Origin of the sequence: Kineosporia sp. A_224 (assembly GCF_002198655.1) — a bacterium.
GTDB lineage: Bacteria > Actinomycetota > Actinomycetes > Actinomycetales > Kineosporiaceae > R-H-3.
The window spans coordinates 9209-27468 of the sequence record NZ_MWLN01000236.1 but is presented as its reverse complement, the minus strand read 5'-3'; the positions used below and the strand labels follow the sequence as shown (position 1 = coordinate 27468).

Here is an 18260-nt window from a genome sequence, read left to right as displayed (position 1 = left end):
CCTCGCGGGCGACGGTCCGTGGTCGTAGGTTCCCGGTCATGGACTACGTGCGTCTGGGCTCCACCGGCCTCAAGGTCTCCCGGATCTGCCTCGGGATGATGAGCTACGGCGACCCGGCGTGGCGCGCCTGGGTGCAGGGGGAGGACGTCGCCGACCCGATCGTCCGGCAGGCGGTCGAGGCCGGTGTCACGTTCTTCGACACCGCGGACATGTACTCCGTCGGGGTCAGCGAGGAGATCACCGGGCGGCTGCTCGGCAGGTACTTCACGAACCGGGACTCCTACGTCCTGGCCACCAAGGTGTTCTGGCCGATGGGGCACGGGCCGAACGACGCGGGGCTGTCCCGCAAGCACGTGACGGCGGCGCTCGACGCGTCGCTGCGGCGGCTCGGCACCGACCACGTCGACCTCTACCAGATCCACCGGTTCGACCCGCACACGCCCGTCGAGGAGACGATGGAGGCCCTGCACGACGCCGTCCGCGCGGGGAAGGTGCGCTACCTCGGTGCCTCGAGCATGTACGCGTGGCAGTTCGCGACGATGCAGCACGTCGCCCGCGAGCACGGCTGGACGCCGTTCGTGTCGATGCAGAACCACTACAACCTCGCCTACCGCGAGGAGGAGCGGGAGATGCTGCCCTTCTGCCGGGCGACGGGGGTCGGGGTCGTCCCGTGGAGCCCCCTCGCCCGGGGCCTGCTGACCCGGCCGCGCCCGGCGGACGCCGCCGCGGCCCGCGGGGCGACCGTGCGGGCCGGCAGCGACGCCGTCGCCGACTCGATGTACACCGAGGCCGACCACGCGGTCGTCGACGCCGTCGAGCAGGTCGCTGCGGCGCGCGGCGTCCCGATGGCGCAGGTCGGGCTCGCCTGGCTGCTGTCCCGGCCCGGGGTCACCGCGCCGATCGTCGGTGCGACGAAGGAGCGGCACCTCACCGACGCGCTCGGTGCGCTCGAGGTCCGGCTCACCGACGACGAGGTCGCCGCGCTCGAGGCGCCGTACGTCCCGCACCCGGTGCTCGGGCACTGAACGGCTCGAACGACCGCTGAGCGCGCCCCGGCACCGGGCGGCCGCTGCTCCGTCCGGGGGCGGGTCACCCGGACGGCTGACGGCCGAACCGGGCACGGTGGGCGCGGATCGCCCGCCTCGTGCGGGTTCGCCCGTTCCGTGCGGTCAAGCCCCGGTGGCCGCCCGCCGATGTCCGCCGCATGCCTGGGGGACCTCACGGGGGCGTCGAACGCCGGCCCGTCACCGCCGTCCGTGCCCGCCCGCGCCGCGCGCTGCGGGCCGCCCGGCTGCGCGGCGCGCTCGTCGCCGCGCTCGCCGTGCTGCTCGTCGGGGCCGTCGCCGCTCCGGCAGGCGCGGCGTCCTGGCCGGCGACCAAACCGGTCGACGTGCGCGTCCTCGACGTCACGCACACCTCCTTCCGGGTGACGCTCGCTCGCACCCTCAACGCCGACTCCTACCGGCTGTGGATCTCCCCGAAGAACGACGACATGTACGTCTCGAAGCTGCGGTCGGCGTCGTCGACGCGCAAGGGCTACGTGTCGAGGACCCCGGCGTTCGCGCTCACCGGGCTGACGTACCGGGCCGCGCCGTACTACGTGCGCGTGGCGACGGCCAAGGGCTCGAACTGGCGGGTCGGCGGCACCTTCAAGGTGTGGCTGCGCCCGTGGACGCCCGGTGTCACGGCGACCGCCGACGGCGCGGGGCTGCGGCTCACGTGGCAGGACCTGCTCGTCACCGGGTACGAGGTGCGCCGGGCGACGAACCCCGCCTTCACCACCGGGCTCGTGAGCTACACGGTCCGTGGCCGGACGAAGCAGTTCACCCCCTACGGCGTCGCCGCGGGGACGCCCTACTGGTTCCAGGTGCGCTCGGTGAACGGTGCGACGCGCTCGGCCTGGTCCACACCCGACACCGCCACCCCGGTGACGGCCGCGGTGAAGGTCCGCGTCGCGAGCTACAACATCCTCGGGAAGTTCGCGGACGGCGCGCGCGGCGACTTCGGCGCCGGCGAGGTCGTCGCCCCGTGGACGTCGGCCCGGCGCACCGCGACCGCTGCGACCGTCAGGCCCTGGGCCCCCGCCGTGATCCTCGTGCAGGAGGGCTCGGAGTGGATGAACGGCTGGGACAGCGACCTGCAGGTCGACACGTTCGCCGCCACGCTCGGCGCGCGCTACGTCGTCGCCCGCACCCAGGGCCGTGCCGGTGACGTCGACTACGCCCGCCGTGGCGTGCACGTCGTCTACGACGGCGACGTCCTCGAGGCCGTCGGCAACGGCGGCAACTGGACGCTGCCGAACACCCGGTTCGCCGCCTGGCAGCGCCTGCGGCACAAGGCCACCGGTGCCGAGATGCTCGTCATCAGCGTGCACAACACCTCGGCCGCCGGCGCCGGCTACGACGTGAAGCGCCGGGCCGAGGCCGAGGCGCTCAGCGACCGGGTCGCCGCGTACCAGAGCGCGCACGGGCCGGTGCCGGTCGTCACCGGCGGGGACGTCGGCTCGTACGCGGCCCGCTGGCACCCGTACGACCCGCCCGGCGTCGTCATGCGTGCCGACGGGTACGTCGACACGCTCGAGGCCGCGCAGTACCTGACGAACGAGCAGTACGGCAGCTACAACCACTACACGCGCAGGCCGCCGAAGGACACCGGCTCCGCGGACCGCATCTTCGCCTCACCGGGCGTCGGGGTCGTCGGCTGGGCGCAGCTGCTGCGGCTCAAGAGCGACGGCACCTTCAACGGCACGATCCCGTCGGACCACAACCCGGTGCTCACCGACGTCATGGTCCCCTACGCGGACGGCGGCTCGTAGCCGGAGCATCAGACGAACGGGACGGCGTACCGGCCGTCGTGGGCGACCTCGGCGACCGGACGGCGCCCACGCCGCAGCGACGGCGAGCGCCGGTCGGCCGCGGCGTACCCGAGGCTGCACACGCCGACGACGCGGCGGTCGGGCGGCGCCCCGAAGGCGGCGAGCGTCGCCGCCTGGTGCTCGGGCGGCACACCGAAGAAGCAGCCGGCGAGCCCCTCGTCGACGGCCGAGAGCAGCACGAGGAGGGCGGCCATCCCGGTGTCGACGTCCCAGTACGGCACCGGCCAGCGGGCGACGTCCCGGTCGGCCCAGCCCTTGTCGGGCTCGGCGTACCGGTCGAGGTAGCGGTTCGGGTCCGACAGGCACAGGACGAGCGCGGGGGCGGAGCGCATGCCGGTCAGCCAGGCGTCGGGTTCGGCGTCCGGGTCGCTCGTGACCTGCCAGAACAGGTCGCGGTCCGCCGGTGCGGTCAGCACGAGGAAGTCCCAGCCCTGCGAGAACCCCGCGCTCGGTGCCCGGACCGCGAGGTCGAGCATCCGCAACAGGGCGTCCCGGGGGACGGGCCGCTCGGGGTCGTAGGCGCGGACCATGCGCCGCCGGCGGACGACGTCGGAGTACTCCATGACGGCCGAGGCTACTGGCCGGGGTCGTGGCGGCCCTGCGGCGGTGCGGTCGTGCGGCGGGCGCGCGGACCGGGAGGATCTCGCGCGCATGATCGGTGACCTTCGGGGTACCGGGGGCTCGACAGCCGTCCAGCAGCGCGAGAGGCATGACATGGCACTCGGTATCGGGATCTTGCTCGTGGTCGTCGGCGCGATCCTCGCGTTCGCCGTCGAGGCGACTGTGTCGGGGCTCGACATCCAGGTCGTCGGCTGGATCTGCATGCTCGCCGGGGTGCTCGCCATCGTCCTGTCGCTCGTCATGAACGCCCAGCGGGCGAACACGACCCACACCGAGGTGGTCGAGCGCCGGGACGTGGTCGACCCGCCGCCGCGGTACTGACGGAGCGGGCGGCCCGGTCCGCGACAGGGGACTTCAGCGACGGAAGATCGCGGTGAGCGCCGGGGCGACGTCCCGGTGGTGCCGGACGGTCCGCAGCCGGCCGTGCCCGAGGCGGGCGAGGTCCCGGCCGAGGTCGAGGTCGTGCTCGCCCGTGGTGTCGAGGAGGACGTCGAGCCGGGGCAGGGCCCCGGCCGACGGGCGGGGGTCGGGGCCGGCGTTGTGGACGCAGTCCGACAGCAGGAGCACCCGGGCGTCCCGGGCCGGCACGGCGGCGAGCTCGCGGCGGGCCACCTGGAGCGGGAACGCCACGTTGGTCAGCCCTTGCGCGGGGATCCGCAGCAGGTCCTCGAGGAGCCGGCGGGGCCGCACCGGCCGCCCGAGCGGCAGGACGACCGCGGCGTCCGACCAGAACGCGACGACGCCCAGCGCGTCGTGCGCGAGCTCGCCGGCGAGCGCCCCGACGGTCGCGGCCGCCGTCCGGACCCGTTCGCCGCGCATCGAGCCCGACAGGTCCACGAGCAGCAGGACGCTGCGCCGGGTCCGCATCCGCTCCCGGACGACGATGTCCTCGGGCTCGGGTACCGGCCGCTCGGCGAGCACCTCGAGGGTGCGGTCGAGGTCGACGTCGTCCGAGCCGCCCGCGTAGGGCACGCTCGTCAGCGTCCCGGCACCGCGGCGCATCGTCGCGTCGGAGCGCGGACGCCGCAGCGCCAGCCGGGTGGCGATCGCCGCCGCCCGGGCGAGCACCTCCGGGTCCACGTCCACCGGCTCCGGGGGTGCGGGGGCGATCGTCGCCGTCTCGTCGGTGAACGCAGCCGGGGCGCCGCCGGCCCGGGTGCCGCCCGGTGCCTGACCGCGCCGTCCGCCGGACGGCTGCAGGACCAGACCGTTGCCCGACGCGCCCGGGGTGAACAGGGTCGGCTCCGCGGTGAGCTGCTTCGGCTTGCGCCGCAACGGCTTGGCGTTCTCCGGCGCCCGCTGCCCGCTGCGCCGCCGGACCGCGGACGCGACGTCCGCAGCCCTTCAACCGGGCGCGGCCGCCGCCGGACGGAGGACGAAGTGGTCCTCCCAGATCTCGCGGAGCACCCGCTCCGGGGTCGTCTGCGCCGCCTCGTCGAGGTGGATCCGGCCGGAGAGGGCCACGACGAGCGCGTCGTGGACCACCTCGGGGTAGCGGGGGTCGTCCGGACCCCCGACCTCGCGCAGCGCCGCGAGCGGCGCCGCCACGAGCACGAGGTCGATGGCGCCGCGCACGCTCGACCCCTGCCGGACGTCCTCGTGGGTGCGGGTCGCCCGGGTCAGGGCCACCGCGTCGGTGACGAGCCGGTCCGCGAGCGGGCCCGCGTGCAGCCCGGCGCCGGTCGCACCGGGCGCGGGGACGCCGTCCGCGAGCCCGGCCCGCAGCCGGACGATGGCGTGCTCCGCGGGCCCGTCCTGGTAGTCGATCGTCAACCGGCACAACCGGTCGTGGACGCTCGTCGACAGCCGCGTCGTCCCGACGTCGTCGACCGGGTTCATCGACGCGACGACGCGGAAGGTCGGCGCCGCGGTGACGACCCCGACCCGGGGGACGGCGATCTGCCGGTCGGCCATCGCGGTGAGCAGGGTGTTCAGGGTGTCCTCGGGGGCCCGGTTGAACTCCTCGATGTAGAGGAACCCGCCGGCCCGCATCGCGGAGACGAGCGGGCCGTCGACGAACGTGTCGGCGCTGTAGTCCTCGCGCAGCACCCGGGCCGGGTTGTGGTGGCCGACGATCTTCGCCGGCGTGAGGTCGGCGTTGCCCTCGACGAAGAGCAGCGGGATGCCCCACTCGGCGGTGATCGCCTTGAGCATCGTCGTCTTGCTCGTGCCGGGCGGGCCCTCGAGGACGATGTCGCGCCCGGCCGCCACGGCGGACAGGACGAGCTCGAGCTCGCGCTGCCTCCCGACGAGACGTGCCGCGACGCGCGCCCGCGTCGCGACGACGTCGACGACGGGGCTGCCGTGGCGGCCGTTCGCGCTCACTTGACGACGAAGCCCGCGTCGACGGGCAGCGTCACGCCGGTGACGTACCGGCCGGCGTCGCTCACGAGGAAGAGGATCGCGTTGCTGATGTCGACCGCCTCGACCATGGGGACCGGGAGGGCGTTCTGCAGCGAGAAGTCGATCCCCATCGACTCGATGACCTGCTCCATGACCGGGTTGACGACCATCGGGGTGCTGACCCCGGTCGGGTGCACCGAGTTGACCCGGATCATGTGCGGCGCCAGCGCGTTCGCGTAGGCCCGCATGAGCCCGACGACGCCGTGCTTGGCCGCCGTGTAGCCGATCCCGCCGGGCAGGTCGCCGGTGATGCCCTTGAGGCCGGCCGTCGAGCTCGTGAGGACGATCGCGCCGCCCCCGCGGTCGATGAGCGCCTGCTTGCTCACCTCCACCGTGTGCCAGACCCCGGTGAGGTTGACGTCGATGACGTCGAACCACTCCTGCTCGTCGTAGCCGTTCACCGAGATCGGCGCGATGCCCGCGTTGGCCAGGACGATGTCGCAGCCGCCCAGCTCGGCGACCCCGGCGTCGAAGGCGCCCTTGAGGGCGGCCTTGTCGCGGACGTCGGCCCGGGTCGCGACGATCCGCCGGTCGAGGGCCTCGACCTGCTTGACGGTCTCGTCGAGGTCGGAGGGCGAGGCCATCTCGTAGGCGACGCTCGCGATCTGCTCGCACAGGTCCACGGCGATGATGTCGGCGCCCTCCTGGGCCAGCCGCAGCGCGTGGCTGCGGCCCTGCCCTCGGGCGGCGCCGGTGACGAACGCGACCTTGCCGTCGAGTACTCCCATGACATGCTCCTTTGCACGTTTCGGGGCTTCTACGGGGTGATGGAGGCGGTGTCGACGTCGGGCACCGTCCGGTGCCCGGCCCTGGCCGCGCCGCACCGGGACCCACGATCGCTCGGCGGGTGTGAGGTACGCCACGGAGGAAGGTGCCCGAAGAGTAACTGCACCGGGTGACGAAACGGAAGAGGTGGGACAGATCGCCCGGATCGCCAACTCTCTCAAAGGGGTGTCGTCCGGCGCGTGACATCCTGAATGTTAGGAACTAACATTTGTCGCGTGACCGCATCTGCGCAGCCGTCCGCCAGGACGGCCCGGACCCGCGAGCGGCTGCTCGCCGCCGCGCTGGACCTGTTCTCCCGCAACGGGTACGACGGGACCACGGTGGCGCAGGTGGCGGCCGCCGCGGGGGTGACGGAGATGACCTTCTACCGGCACTTCGGGTCCAAGGAGGCGCTCCTCCTCGAGGACCCGTACGACCCGCTCATGGTCGCGGCGGTCGGCAGGCAGCCCGTCGCGCTGCCCCCGATCGTCCGGGTCGTCCGCGGCGTCCGGACGGCGTGGGAGCAGGTTCCGATCGAGGACGCGGCGCCCGTCCGGGAACGGGTCCGGATCGCGGGGGGCTCGCCTGCGCTGCGGGCCTCGATGCACGCGAACACCCGCCGCTCGCAGGAGGCGATCGCCCGGCAGCTGGTGGACGACGGCGCCGACGCGGTCGCGGCCGCCGTCGCGTCGTCCGCCGTCATGGCGGCGCTCATGACCGCACTGCTGCTGTGGGCCCAGGGCGAGGACGCCGACCTCGGCGCGGCGATCACCGGAGCGCTCGACGTGCTCGACGTCGGCGCCGGACCGAAGGGGTGAGGACATGGCGGTTCCTGTACTGGCTCTGCGCGGCGTGACCCGCGTGTTCGACGGTGGGGCCGGGGTCCACGCGGTCGACCTCGAGGTGCGTCCGGGGGAGGTGGTCGCGCTCGTCGGTCTCAACGGTGCGGGCAAGACGACGCTCCTGCGGCTGGTGCTCGGGATGCTGCGGCCGCACACCGGGTCCGTCGAGCTCGACGGCGTCCCGCTCGACCGGCTGCCGGCGGTCGCGTGGGCCGGCGTGGGCGCCCAGATCGAGTACCCGCTGGCCTACCCCGAGCTGGACGGCGCGACGAACCTCGCGCTCGCGGCGCGGCTCCACGGCGTTCCCCGGGCGGACGTCGGGGCGACCGTCGCCGCCGTCCTCGACGAGCTCGACCTCGGGCGCTACGCGCGGGTCCTGGCCCGGCGGATGTCGCTGGGCAACCGGCAGCGCCTCGGGCTCGCCGTGGCGCTGCAGCACCACCCACGGCTCGTCGTCCTCGACGAGCCGACGAACGCGCTCGACCCGCGGGGCATCCTGCTCGTCCGGGCCGCGGTCCGCCGCCGGGCGGACGCCGGGGCCGCCGTCCTCGTGTCGAGCCACCACCTCGACGAGGTGGCCCGGGTCGCGGACAGGATCCTCGTCATCGGCGACGGCCGGATGATCGGCACGCTCGACCCGCACGGTGCCGAGCTCGAGCGCGCGTTCTTCGCGCTCGTCCACGACGACGCGCTCTCGAGGGCGTCGTGACCGCGCCCACGGTCGCGGGTCCGGGCACCCTGACCGGCCTGCGCACCGCCCTCGCCGTCGAGTCGGCGAAGGTCCGGGCCTCGCTCGTGCTGCGCTCGACGTCCGTGCTGCTCGTCGCCGGGGTCTGCCTGCTGTCCGCGGCGATGGTGGCCGCGGTCCGCGCCGGGCGCACGGACGTGACGCGCAAGCTCGGGCCGGCCGTCGCGACGGGGGACTGGGACGCGTTCCTCGCCGTCGCGACCCAGGTGACCGGTGCGGCCGCTGTCCTCGCGACGGGCGTCGCCCTGGCCTGGCTCGTCGGGCGCGAGTTCTCCGACGGCACGGTCGGCGGGCTCTTCGGGCTGCCGGTGACCCGGAGCACGATCGCCGCGGCGAAGGTGCTCGTCTACCTCGGGTGGGCTGCCGGGCTGGGCGTCGTCCTGCCCTGCGCCCTGCTCGCCGCCGGGCTCGCCTGCGGCCTCGGCGCCCCCGGCGCCGCGGTCTTCGCCGGTCTGGCCCGCGTCGGGCTCCTCGTCGTCCTGTCGGCCTGCGTCGCCGTGCCCGCGGCCCTCGCCGCGACCCTCGGTCGAGGCCTGCTGCCGGGGGTGGCGACGACGGTGGGGGTCGTCGTCGTCGCCCAGGTCGGCGCGACCCTCGGGGCCGGGACGTGGTTCCCGCTCACCGCGCCGGCGCTGTGGGCGATCGCGCCGGGCACGGTGCCGCCGGGGGCGCTCGCGACGGCGCCGCTGCTCGCGCTCGCCGTCGCCGCGCTCACGGTGCTCGCGTGGCGCCGGCTCCAGCTCGACCGCTGACGTCGCCGGGCCCCGGCAGCAGGTCCGGCAGCCGGGTGCGCAGGTGCTCCCAGAGCTGCGGCGGTGCGGCGAACCGGTCGGCCCGGTAGAGCTCGCCGATCGCGACGGCCGTGTCGATCTGGTCGGCCGCGCGCGCGGCGAGGACGGCGTCGAGGCGGGCCCGGGCCGGGCCGTCGCCGGACGTCCTCGCGTGCGTCGACAGCGGGAGCCGGGCCCGGTCGAGGTACCCGACCTCGATGCCGCTGCGGATCTGTCGCCCGCAGCGGCAGGGGTTCGCCGGGTCGACGAGGCCGCAGCGGTTGTCGATGACCGCGCGCAGGGTGCGCCGGGCCCGGGCGAGCCGCTGCCGGAACGCGGCCGGCGTGACGTCGAGGATCGGGGCGGCCTCGGCGTCCGTCAGCCCGATCACGTCGCCGAGCAGGTACGCCGCACGCTGGTCGCGCCCCAGGCACAGCAGCATCCCGTAGGTGCAGGAGATCCGGACCTCCTCGCAGAGCTGCCGGTACTCGGCCTCCTCGGCGGTGAAGTCGCGGTCGTCGAGCCCGGCGTCGAGCAGCGTGCCGAACGGCACCGGCCCGCGGACCGACGCCTCGACGGCCCGTCTGCGGGCCCGGAGCAGGTGCCGGGTCGCCACGGCGTACGCCCACGTCATGAAGGCCGACCGGCCCTCGAACGTCGACAGCCGGGTGACGACCCGGGCGAGGATCTCCTGGGTGGCGTCCTGGGCGTCGTGCGGGTCGCCGAGGAAGCGCAGCGCCAGCCGGTAGAGCGGGTGCTGGACCTGCCGGACCAGCTCGGCGAGCGCGGCGTCGTCCCCGCGGGTCGCGGCGGCTGCGAGGTCGTCGAGCGACGGCCCTGCGGGGCCGTCGACGTCGTGCGCGTGCACCGCGCCCGCGGGGACGGCGCTCACTGCGCGGTCTCCCGGGCGAGCGCCTGCGGGCCCGTCGAGTGCTCGAGGACGCCGCGGTCGAGCGACTGCACGCCCGCGACGAGCGCGTGCATCCGGCCGAGCGCCGGCAGCCCGCCGGCCGCCGCCATGAGCCGCTCGTCGCCGTCCGCGGAGTCGAAGACGAGGACGTCGAGCCAGGTCCGTTCGTCGAGCCGGACGAGCTCGGCGCGCAGCAGCCCGGGGTGCACGGAGCGCGCCTGCTCGATCGCCTCGGCCCGGACCGCGAGCAGCGCGCCGGCGTCCGCGGGATCGACCTCGGCGCGGAACACAAGCACGTGCGCCGCCGGGTGGTCGGGTGTCGTCGTCATGGGGCCTCCTCGCTCGCGGCGGTGCCGTCACCGCCGTCCGTGGAGTTGGAGACCGCGACGACCCCGACTGTGACAGCCCGGTCCGACACCGGTGCGGTCCACGAGGTCCGCGGGCCGCTCAGCCCGGCAGGTCCTCCTCCCAGAACTCCCGCTCGCCCCGGGCCGCGAGGTTGTCGCCGTACGGGTGCCGGGAGTCCTCGGTGCCGCGCAGCTCGACCCGGCGGATCTTGCCGGAGATCGTCTTGGGCAGGTCCGCGAACTCCAGGCGGCGGATCCGCTTGTACGGTGCGAGGTGCTCGCGGGCGTAGCCGAGGATGTCGGCGGCCGTCTGCGCGGTCGGCTCCCAGCCGGCGGCGAGGACGACGTAGGCCTTCGGGACGGCCAGGCGCAGCGGGTCGGGCGAGGGGACGACGGCCGCCTCGGCGACCGCAGGGTGCTCGATGAGGACGCTCTCGAGCTCGAACGGGCTGATCCGGTAGTCCGAGGCCTTGAAGACGTCGTCGGCCCGCCCGACGTAGGTGATGTAGCCGTCGGCGTCCGCGACCGCGACGTCACCGGTGTGGTAGACGCCGTCGCGCATCGCCTCGGCGGTCCGGGCGTCGTCGTCCCGGTAGCCGACCATGAGCCCGAGCGGGCGGCCGAGGACCGGTGAGTCCAGGCGCAGGCACAGCTCGCCCTCCTGGCCCGGCTCCGTGCGGACCTCGCCGCTCAGCGGGTCGACGAGGACGACGTCGTAGCCGGGCAGCGGCCGGCCCATCGACCCGAGGACGACGGGCTGCCCCGGCGCGTTGCCGACCTGTGCCGTCGTCTCGGTCTGGCCGAACCCGTCGCGGACCGTCAGCCCCCACGCGGCACGGACCTGCTCGATGACCTCGGGGTTGAGCGGCTCGCCGGCGCCGACGACCTCGCGCAGCGGGATCCTGCCCTTCCACGCGCCGAGGTCGGCCTGCACGAGCATCCGCCACACCGTCGGCGGCGCGCAGAACGTCGTGACCCCGCAGCGGGCCATCGTGTCGAGCAGCGGGCCCGCGGCGAACCGGGGCTGGTTGACGACGAGGACCGTGGCCTCGGCGTTCCAGGGTGCGAAGAGGTTGCTCCAGGCGTGCTTCGCCCAGCCGGGCGAGGAGATGTTGAGGTGAACGTCGCCGGGCTGCAGGCCCACCCAGAACATCGTCGCGAGGTGCCCGACCGGGTACGACACGTGGGTGTGCTCGACGAGCTTGGGGGAGGCCGTCGTCCCGGACGTGAAGTAGAGCAGCAGCGTGTCGGACGCCGCGGTGTCGGCCTGCGGCACGGGCCGGCCCTCGTAGACCTCGGCCTGCCCGTAGTCGAGCCAGCCCTCGACCGGCGCGCCCACGGCGATCGGCGTCCAGGCACCGAGGAGCGCCTCGAACTTCGGCGCGTCCTCGCTGCGCGCGACGACGTGCCGGACCCGGCCGCGGTCGATCCGGTCCCGCAGGTCGGCGGGGGCCAGCAGCGTCGTCGCCGGGATGATGACGGCGCCGAGCCGGATGCACGCGACGACGACCTCCCACAGCTCGACCTGGTTGCCGAGCATGAGGAGCACCCGGTCCCCGGCCCCGACCCCGTGGTCGGCGAGCCAGGCGGCGACCCGCCCGGAGCGGCGCGCGACGTCGGCGAAGGTGAGCTTCGTCTCCGAGCCGTCCGCGTCGACGACCCACAGTGCCGTCCGCAGCGACACGACCGGGTCCGCCGCGAGCCGGTCGAGGTGGTCCCGGGCCCAGTTGAAGCGCTCCGGCCGCGGCCAGCGGAACTCGGCGACCGCCCGCGGCTGGTCCTCCCGCAGGGCGAGCAGCAGGTCCCGGGCGGCACGGAACTCGTCCGCCGCGTGAACACCCGTCGTCGTCGACGTGGTCTCCGTCATAACGGACACCCTGCCAGGGCCTTCGGCCGCGCGACCAGGGATGGGCGGTCGGTAGTCTCCTTGACGTGCCCACCGGACCGGTCCCGCCCCCCGAGGACGACGTACCGGTCGCGTACCCCGCGCACTGGGAGGCGGACGTCGTCCTGCGCGACGGCGGGACGGCGCACATGCGCCCGATCCGCCCCGACGACGCCGAGGCGCTCCAGCGCTTCCACCTCGCGCAGTCGCCCGAGTCGATCTACCTGCGGTTCTTCGCGCCCATGCCGCGGCTGTCCGACAAGGACCTGCACCGGTTCACCCACGTCGACCACCTCGACCGGGTGGCGTTCGTCTGCACCGTCGGCGGCGAGATCCTCGGCGTCGGCCGCTACGACCGGACCGAGCCCACCGAGGCCGAGGTCGCGTTCAACATCTCGGACCACCACCACGGCCGCGGCCTCGGGTCGGTGCTGCTCGAGCACCTCGCGGCCGCCGCCCGGGAGAACGGCGTGCACCGCTTCGTCGCGGAGGTGCTGCCGCAGAACCGCAAGATGATGGGCGTCTTCCGGGACGCCGGGTACGAGGTCAAGCACGCCTTCGACGACGGCGTCATCTCCCTCGAGTTCGACATCGACCCGACGGAGAGGTCGCTGGCCGTCATGGAGTCCCGCGAGCACCGCGCCGAGGCGCGCTCGGTGCACGCGCTCCTCAACCCGCGCTCCGTCGTCCTCGTGGGGGCCAGCCGGCACGAGGGCACCGTCGGCCACAAGCTCCTCATGGACATGCTCGCCGCCGACTTCACCGGCGCGCTGCACGTCGTCCACCCGGAGGCGGACGCCGTCCTCGGCGTCCCCGCGTTCCGGCGCCTCGCCGACGTCCCGCCGCCGGTGGACCTCGCGATCATCGCCGTCCCCGCCGCGGCCGTCCTCGAGGTCGTCGACGAGTGCGCCGCCGTCGGCGTCCGGGGCCTCGTCGTCGTCTCGGCCGGCTTCGCGGAGACCGGCCCCGAGGGCCTGGAGCGGCAGCGTGCGCTCGTCCGGGTCGCGCGCGAGCACGGCATGCGGGTCGTCGGCCCGAACTCGTGGGGCGTCATCAACGCCGACCCCGGGGTGCGGCTCAACGTCTCGCTCGCCTCGGTGCTGCCGACGAGCGGGCGGTTCGGGCTCTTCAGCCAGTCCGGTGCGATCTCCGTCTCGGTGCTCGACGTCGCCCAGCAGCGCGGCGTGGGGCTCTCGACGTTCGTCTCCGCGGGCAACCGGGCGGATGTGTCCGGCAACGACTGCATGCAGTACTGGGAGGAGGACCCTGGCACCGACGTCGTGGGCCTCTACCTGGAGAGCGTCGGCAACCCCCGCAAGTTCTCCCGCATCGCCCGTCGGCTGTCGCGCACCAAGCCGGTCATCGTCGTGAAGTCGGGGGCGTCCCGGTTCAGCGCGACCCCGGGGCACGCCGTCCGGCCCAGCCGGGTGCCCAAGGCGGGGTTCAACGCGCTGCTGCGGCAGAGCGGCTGCATCCGGGTCGACAACGTCCGACAGCTCTTCGACGTCGCCCAGCTCGTGCTCCACCAGCCGCTGCCGTCGGGCAGCTGCGTCGCGGTCGTCGCGAACAGCGAGGCGCTCGCGGCGCTCACCGCCGACGCCTGCGTCGCCCGCAAGCTGGACGTCGTCCACGGGCCGGTCGCGCTGCCGACGCTCGCCGGGCCGGAGGACTTCCGGACGGCGCTCGAGGCGGCCTTCGCCGACGAGCACGTCGACGCCGTCGTCACCGCCTTCATGCCGCCGGTCGCGACGCACGCGGCCGAGGTCGCGCGGGTGCTCGCCGAGACCTCGGCGACGGCCTCGATCCCTGTCGTCGCGTCGTTCCTCGGGATGAGCGGCATCCACGAGCAGCTCTCCGCGGGCCGCGTCGTCCCGACGTACCCGACGCCCGAGGAGGCCGTCCGGGCGCTCGCCGCCGCGACGAAGTACGGCCAGTGGCGCCGCCGCGACGCCGGTCCGCGGGTCGACCCGCCGGGCCTGGACGTCGAGGGGGCGCGCACGTTCGTCGACGCGCTCCTCGCCCTGAACCCGGAGGGGCTCGAGCTCTCGCAGCCCCAGGCCGCCACCCTGCTCGCGTGCTACGGCGTCCGGCTCTGGCCGAGCGTGCCGGTGACCACGGCCGAGGAGGCGGTCGCCGCCGCCCTCGAGGTCGGGTTCCCGGTGGCGCTCAAGGCGACGGCGCCGCACCTGCGGCACCGGGTCGACCTCGGCGGCGTCCGCCTCGACATCGCCTCGGTCGGCGAGCTCTCCGAGACCTTCGTGCGCATGCGCGACACCCTCGGCCCGCTCGGCGGGGAGGACCTCGTCGTCCAGGCGATGGCCCCGACCGGTGTCGCGTGCGTCGTCCGCTCCGCCGAGGACCCGCTCTTCGGTCCGGTCGTCTCGTTCGGCCTGGCCGGCGACGCGACCGCCCTGCTCGGCGACTGGGCGCACCGGATCCCGCCGCTGTGCGAGCAGGACGTCGTCGACCTGGTCCGCACCGTGAAGGCGGCGCCGAAGCTCTTCGGCCACCGCGGCGCCGGCGAGGCCGACGTCGACGCGCTCCACGACGTCCTCGCCCGGGTCTCCTGCCTCGCCCTGGACGTCCCCGAGATCGCCGAGCTCGACCTCAACCCGGTCGTCGCCGCCGACCGCGGCGCTGCCGTGCTCGGCGCGACCATCCGGCTCGCGCCCGACGAGGGCCGCACCGACGCCGGGGTGCGCGAGCTCACCACGGGCTGAGCGTCACGTCGTCCGGGGTCCGGCGTTCCGCATCCGGATCGCGCTGAACCGGGCCCCGGCCGCGACGACGGCGTCGACGTAGGGCCACAGGTCGGTCGTGAGCCGGACCTCGACGCCCAGGCCCGCGAGCGCCGCGAGGCAGTCGTCCACCCGGCGGACGGCGCGGACGGCGGCGGCGTCCTCGCTGACCCAGTAGCCGGCGACAGGGTCCAGCAGGGTGAAGCCGGCCGGCTCGAGGTCGTGGACGAAGAGGCCGGCATCGGTGAGCCGCGGCACCCAGCGGTGCTCGACGGCGACGACGCGCGCCGCGGGCGACGTGAGCAGCGGGTGGGTGCCGTCGGCGGGGGTGGCCCAGCAGACCCGCGGGCAGTCCCGCGGCAGCAGGTAGTTCGCGAGCCGCTCCGCGTCGACGGCCCAGACCCAGCGGCGTCCCTCGTGCGGGGTACCCGGCGGGGAGGGGCGGGGGACGAGGACGTCGAGCGGGCCCGCGTCGCTCACGTGGTGGAGTCCCGGCATCCCTGCGACGGTAGCCGGACCTGCGGCGCCCCCGCCCCGGTCGGCCCCTCTGAGGTACATCGCCGTGCATATCGAGGGTGATGTACCTCAGAGGGCCGCCGCCGCGGGCGGGGCGCGTCAGACGACGGCGAGCGTGACCTCGATGTTGCCGCGGGTCGCGTTGCTGTACGGGCAGACCTGGTGGGCCTTCTCGAGCAGGGCCTGCGCGGCGTCCCTGTCGAGGTTCGGGGCGTGCAGGTCGAGCTCGACGGCGAGGCCGAAGCCGCCCGCGCCGTTGGAGCCGATGGAGACCCGGGTCGTGATCTCGGTGCCGTCGACGTCGAGCTTGTCCCGGCGGGCGACGACCTTGACGGCCGAGTGGAAGCAGGCCGCGTAGCCGGCGGCGAAGAGCTGCTCGGGGTTCGTCGCGCCGCCGGGGCCGCCGAGGCCCGCGGGCATCCTCACGTCGGCGTCGACGAGGCCGTCGTCGGAGCGGACGTGGCCGTTGCGGCCGTCGCCGGTCGCGGTGGCCACGGCGGTGTAGAGGGCGTCCATGGGAGGTTCCTTTCGCTGGATTCTCAGAGGATCGTGCACAATCGGTAGAGCACGTGCCGTCAGGACGTTCGTGGGGGCGGGCGCTACGAGAGGAGGCCGCGGTGGCGGGCAGGACGGCGAGACGCGGTGCGCGGGCGGTGGCCGGTGAGCAGGGGCCGGTGCTCGGCGACCTCCTGTGCTTCTCGCTCTACACCGCGAGCCGAGCCGTGACGCGGGCCTACGGGCCGGTCCTCGCGGAGCTTGGGCTGACCTACCCGCAGTGGGTGACGATGGTCGCCCTGTGGGAGTCCGCGGAGCCGCTCTCCGTCGGTGAGCTGGGCCGCCGGCTGCACCTCGACAGTGGCACGCTCACCCCGTTGCTCAAGCGCCTCGAGGCCGACGGGCTCGTCACCCGCACCCGGGACCTCGCGGACGAGCGCCGGGTGCTCGTCGCCGTGACCCCGGCCGGTGCCGCGCTGCGCAAGGACGCCTGCGACGTCCCGGCGCGGATCGCGGCGGCGTTCGGCGGGGACGCCGGCGCGATCCTGGCGCTCAAGCGTCAGCTCGATCAGCTCGTCGAGGTCGTCGAGTCGTCGTCGCCCGGCTGAGCCGACGGCCGCGACTGCGCGAGCAGCTCCTCGACGATCGGCGCCAGGTCGTCCGGGTCGGTCGCCGGGGCGAACCGCCGCACCGTGACGCCGTCCGGCTCGACGAGGAACTTCGTGAAGTTCCACTTGATCGTCGACCCGAGCAGGCCCTTCGAGCGGGCCTTGAGGAAGCGGAACACCGGGTGCGTGCCGCTGCCGTTGACGTCGACCTTCGTCGACAGCGGGAAGGTCACCCCGAAGTTGACCCGGCACTCCTGCGCGATGACCTCGTCGGAGCCCGGCTCCTGGTGCGCGAACTGGTCGCACGGGAACCCGACGACGGCGAGCCCGCGGGGGCCGTACTCCTCGTGCAGCTTCTGCAGCGTCGCGTACTGGGGAGCGAACCCGCAGTGCCGTGCCGTGTTGACGACGAGGACCGGCCGCCCCGCGAACTGCGCGAAGGAGACCTCCTCGCCGGTGTTCGACGTGTACGAGAGGTCCTGCAGGCTCGTCGGATCGGACATGATTCGATTGTGCACGATCTAATTCGGGTCGGCAAGCGCACAGGGCACCGCCCGGTGGACGGTGCCCTGTGCCCGGTCGTGCTCCGGCCGGACGGTCGCCGACCGGTCGGCTCAGCTTGTGGAGGTCCGCAGCGCGCGCCCCTCGGCCGCCGCGTCCCGCTGCTGCGCGGCCACCTCGCCGATGGTGCGCTGGAACGCGTCGACCGCGGCGACGATCTCCTGGATCTCGCCGATGGCGCGGGTCGCGTGGCGGGTGTCCTGGAGGATCGCCTCGACCTTCTGCGCGATGTCGCCGGTGGCGCGCGACGTCTCGTTCGCCAGCTCCTTGACCTCGTTGGCGACGACGGCGAAGCCGCGCCCGGTGTCGCCCGCGCGGGCGGCCTCGATGGTCGCGTTGAGCGCCAGGAGGTTCGTCTGGTCGGCGATCGAGGTGATGAACTGGACGACCTTGCCGATCTCGGAGCTGCTGTCGCCGAGCTTCTCGATGGCCGAGGCGGTCGACTCGGCGGCGGTCACCGCGCTGCGCGCGGTCTGCGACATCTCGGTGCTCACATGGGCCAGCTCGTCGGCGCTCGCGCTGAGCCGGTCGACGAAGCTCAGCGCCGACGTCGTGAGCGTCTTCTCGGCGTCGATGTCGAGCAGCGCACCGGCGACCCGCACGGGGGTGCCGTCGGACGCCCGGCGGGTGCTGCCGCTCGCCCGGAACCACCGGTACTGGCCGTTCTTCAGCTGCAGCCGGTACTTCACGTCGTACGGCGTGCGGCCGCTGCGGTCGTTGAGGTGCGCGCCGAACGCGTCGAGCACCCAGCCCGAGTCCTCCGGGTGCAGCCGCGACGCCCAGCTGTCGAGGACGTTCGGGAAGTCGCTCGTGTCGCGGTAACCGAGCATCGCGCGGAAGTGGTCGGACCACCAGAACTCGTTGTTCGGGTTGACCGGGTCGCCCGCGATCACGGACATGTCCCACAGACCGATGTTCGACGCGTCGATCATGAGCTCGTACCGCTCGTTGACGAACGTCAGCTCCTCGCGCAGCGCCGACACCTCCGCCTCGAGCGCGGCGACGCGGTGGTCGTCGAGCGCAGGCTGGGCGTCGGCCCAGGTGGCGAGGCCGGTCGTCGGGGTCGTCTCGCGGCGGAAGAACATGTGGGCCTCTCCGGAACGGGGCAGGACGGGGTGCGTCCGCCCTTCATCGGCCGCCGCGGCCCCTTCCGGAGCGGGCGCCCCCGCGCGAGGA

At 74.4% G+C, this 18260-nt stretch carries 18 protein-coding genes and 1 pseudogene; 8 read left to right on the top strand and 11 right to left on the bottom strand.

Annotation, left to right across the window (positions count from 1 at the left end):
- Positions 1-38 precede the first annotated feature (38 nt).
- Positions 39-1025: an aldo/keto reductase gene (locus tag EDJALFJO_RS32140; protein ID WP_088290706.1), complete on the top strand. Its 987-nt coding sequence runs from the start codon at positions 39-41 to the stop codon at positions 1023-1025.
- Between the two features lie 179 nt (positions 1026-1204).
- Positions 1205-2815, top strand: a complete 1611-nt coding sequence (locus EDJALFJO_RS32135; protein WP_088290705.1) for a hypothetical protein — start codon at positions 1205-1207, stop codon at positions 2813-2815.
- Between the two features lie 8 nt (positions 2816-2823).
- Here the strand turns inward: EDJALFJO_RS32135 and EDJALFJO_RS32130 are convergent, their stop codons facing one another.
- On the bottom strand, positions 2824-3438 hold the full coding sequence (locus EDJALFJO_RS32130; protein ID WP_088290704.1) for a nitroreductase family protein: 615 nt from the start codon (positions 3436-3438) through the stop codon (positions 2824-2826).
- A gap of 151 nt (positions 3439-3589) precedes the next feature.
- Between EDJALFJO_RS32130 and EDJALFJO_RS32125 the strand changes: the two genes are divergently transcribed.
- On the top strand, positions 3590-3817 hold the full coding sequence (locus EDJALFJO_RS32125) for a DUF6458 family protein (protein WP_088290703.1): 228 nt from the start codon (positions 3590-3592) through the stop codon (positions 3815-3817).
- 33 nt (positions 3818-3850) lie between these two features.
- Here the strand turns inward: EDJALFJO_RS32125 and EDJALFJO_RS32120 are convergent, their stop codons facing one another.
- The 3 genes from EDJALFJO_RS32120 to EDJALFJO_RS32110 all read right to left on the bottom strand — a co-directional run bounded on the left by EDJALFJO_RS32120 (position 3851) and on the right by EDJALFJO_RS32110 (position 6627).
- Positions 3851-4771: a VWA domain-containing protein gene (locus EDJALFJO_RS32120; protein WP_088290702.1), complete on the bottom strand. Its 921-nt coding sequence runs from the start codon at positions 4769-4771 to the stop codon at positions 3851-3853.
- Between the two features lie 69 nt (positions 4772-4840).
- Complete coding sequence (locus EDJALFJO_RS32115) at positions 4841-5821, bottom strand: MoxR family ATPase (RefSeq protein ID WP_088290701.1); 981 nt, start codon at positions 5819-5821, stop codon at positions 4841-4843.
- Positions 5818-6627, bottom strand: coding sequence for a mycofactocin-coupled SDR family oxidoreductase (locus EDJALFJO_RS32110; protein WP_088290700.1), 810 nt, complete (start codon positions 6625-6627; stop codon positions 5818-5820). The genes EDJALFJO_RS32115 and EDJALFJO_RS32110 overlap by 4 nt, the downstream gene beginning before the upstream one ends.
- A 273-nt stretch (positions 6628-6900) precedes the next feature.
- On the opposite strand from EDJALFJO_RS32110, the gene EDJALFJO_RS32105 reads away from it, so the two are divergent.
- Genes EDJALFJO_RS32105 through EDJALFJO_RS32095 form a run of 3 tightly spaced genes read left to right on the top strand, consistent with a single transcriptional unit; the run spans position 6901 to position 9006 of the window.
- On the top strand, positions 6901-7482 hold the full coding sequence (locus tag EDJALFJO_RS32105) for a TetR/AcrR family transcriptional regulator (protein WP_198950846.1): 582 nt from the start codon (positions 6901-6903) through the stop codon (positions 7480-7482).
- A 4-nt stretch (positions 7483-7486) separates the two neighbouring features.
- Positions 7487-8215 carry an ABC transporter ATP-binding protein gene (locus EDJALFJO_RS32100; RefSeq protein WP_088290698.1) on the top strand — a complete coding sequence of 243 codons (729 nt, stop codon included), beginning with the start codon at positions 7487-7489 and terminating at the stop codon, positions 8213-8215.
- A complete protein-coding gene (locus tag EDJALFJO_RS32095) occupies positions 8212-9006 on the top strand; it encodes an ABC transporter permease (protein ID WP_088290697.1) in 795 nt (264 codons plus the stop codon). The genes EDJALFJO_RS32100 and EDJALFJO_RS32095 overlap by 4 nt, the downstream gene beginning before the upstream one ends.
- On the opposite strand, the gene EDJALFJO_RS32090 is transcribed toward EDJALFJO_RS32095, so the two are convergent.
- The 3 genes from EDJALFJO_RS32090 to EDJALFJO_RS32085 form a co-directional block, all read right to left on the bottom strand.
- Positions 8966-9916, bottom strand: coding sequence for an RNA polymerase sigma factor (locus EDJALFJO_RS32090; protein WP_158220652.1), 951 nt, complete (start codon positions 9914-9916; stop codon positions 8966-8968). The two genes, EDJALFJO_RS32095 and EDJALFJO_RS32090, sit on opposite strands and share 41 nt — an antisense overlap.
- Entirely contained in the window at positions 9913-10263 is a 351-nt protein-coding gene (locus EDJALFJO_RS34730; RefSeq protein ID WP_158220651.1) for a hypothetical protein, read from the bottom strand. Before EDJALFJO_RS34730 ends, EDJALFJO_RS32090 begins: the two co-directional genes overlap by 4 nt.
- Positions 10264-10381: 118 nt before the next feature.
- Positions 10382-12148: an AMP-binding protein gene (locus tag EDJALFJO_RS32085; protein ID WP_088290695.1), complete on the bottom strand. Its 1767-nt coding sequence runs from the start codon at positions 12146-12148 to the stop codon at positions 10382-10384.
- Positions 12149-12213: 65 nt separating this feature from the next.
- Between EDJALFJO_RS32085 and EDJALFJO_RS32080 the strand changes: the two genes are divergently transcribed.
- The gene (locus EDJALFJO_RS32080) at positions 12214-14886 is read left to right on the top strand and encodes a bifunctional GNAT family N-acetyltransferase/acetate--CoA ligase family protein (RefSeq protein WP_233150163.1); all 2673 of its coding nucleotides are present in this window, start codon (positions 12214-12216) and stop codon (positions 14884-14886) included.
- Positions 14887-14889: 3 nt separating this feature from the next.
- On the opposite strand, the gene EDJALFJO_RS32075 is transcribed toward EDJALFJO_RS32080, so the two are convergent.
- Both EDJALFJO_RS32075 and EDJALFJO_RS32070 read right to left on the bottom strand, forming a co-directional pair.
- Positions 14890-15402, bottom strand: coding sequence for a DUF6886 family protein (locus tag EDJALFJO_RS32075; protein ID WP_088290694.1), 513 nt, complete (start codon positions 15400-15402; stop codon positions 14890-14892).
- 117 nt (positions 15403-15519) lie between these two features.
- Positions 15520-15936, bottom strand: coding sequence for an organic hydroperoxide resistance protein (locus EDJALFJO_RS32070; RefSeq protein ID WP_088290693.1), 417 nt, complete (start codon positions 15934-15936; stop codon positions 15520-15522).
- Between the two features lie 101 nt (positions 15937-16037).
- Between EDJALFJO_RS32070 and EDJALFJO_RS32065 the strand changes: the two genes are divergently transcribed.
- Positions 16038-16523 carry a MarR family winged helix-turn-helix transcriptional regulator gene (locus EDJALFJO_RS32065; protein WP_233150162.1) on the top strand — a complete coding sequence of 162 codons (486 nt, stop codon included), beginning with the start codon at positions 16038-16040 and terminating at the stop codon, positions 16521-16523.
- On the opposite strand, the gene EDJALFJO_RS32060 is transcribed toward EDJALFJO_RS32065, so the two are convergent.
- A complete protein-coding gene (locus tag EDJALFJO_RS32060) occupies positions 16484-17026 on the bottom strand; it encodes a glutathione peroxidase (protein ID WP_088290691.1) in 543 nt (180 codons plus the stop codon). The genes EDJALFJO_RS32065 and EDJALFJO_RS32060 overlap by 40 nt on opposite strands.
- 111 nt (positions 17027-17137) lie before the next feature.
- Positions 17138-18028, bottom strand: a pseudogene (locus EDJALFJO_RS36180) (methyl-accepting chemotaxis protein); the annotation flags it as partial.
- Positions 18029-18260 lie beyond the last annotated feature (232 nt).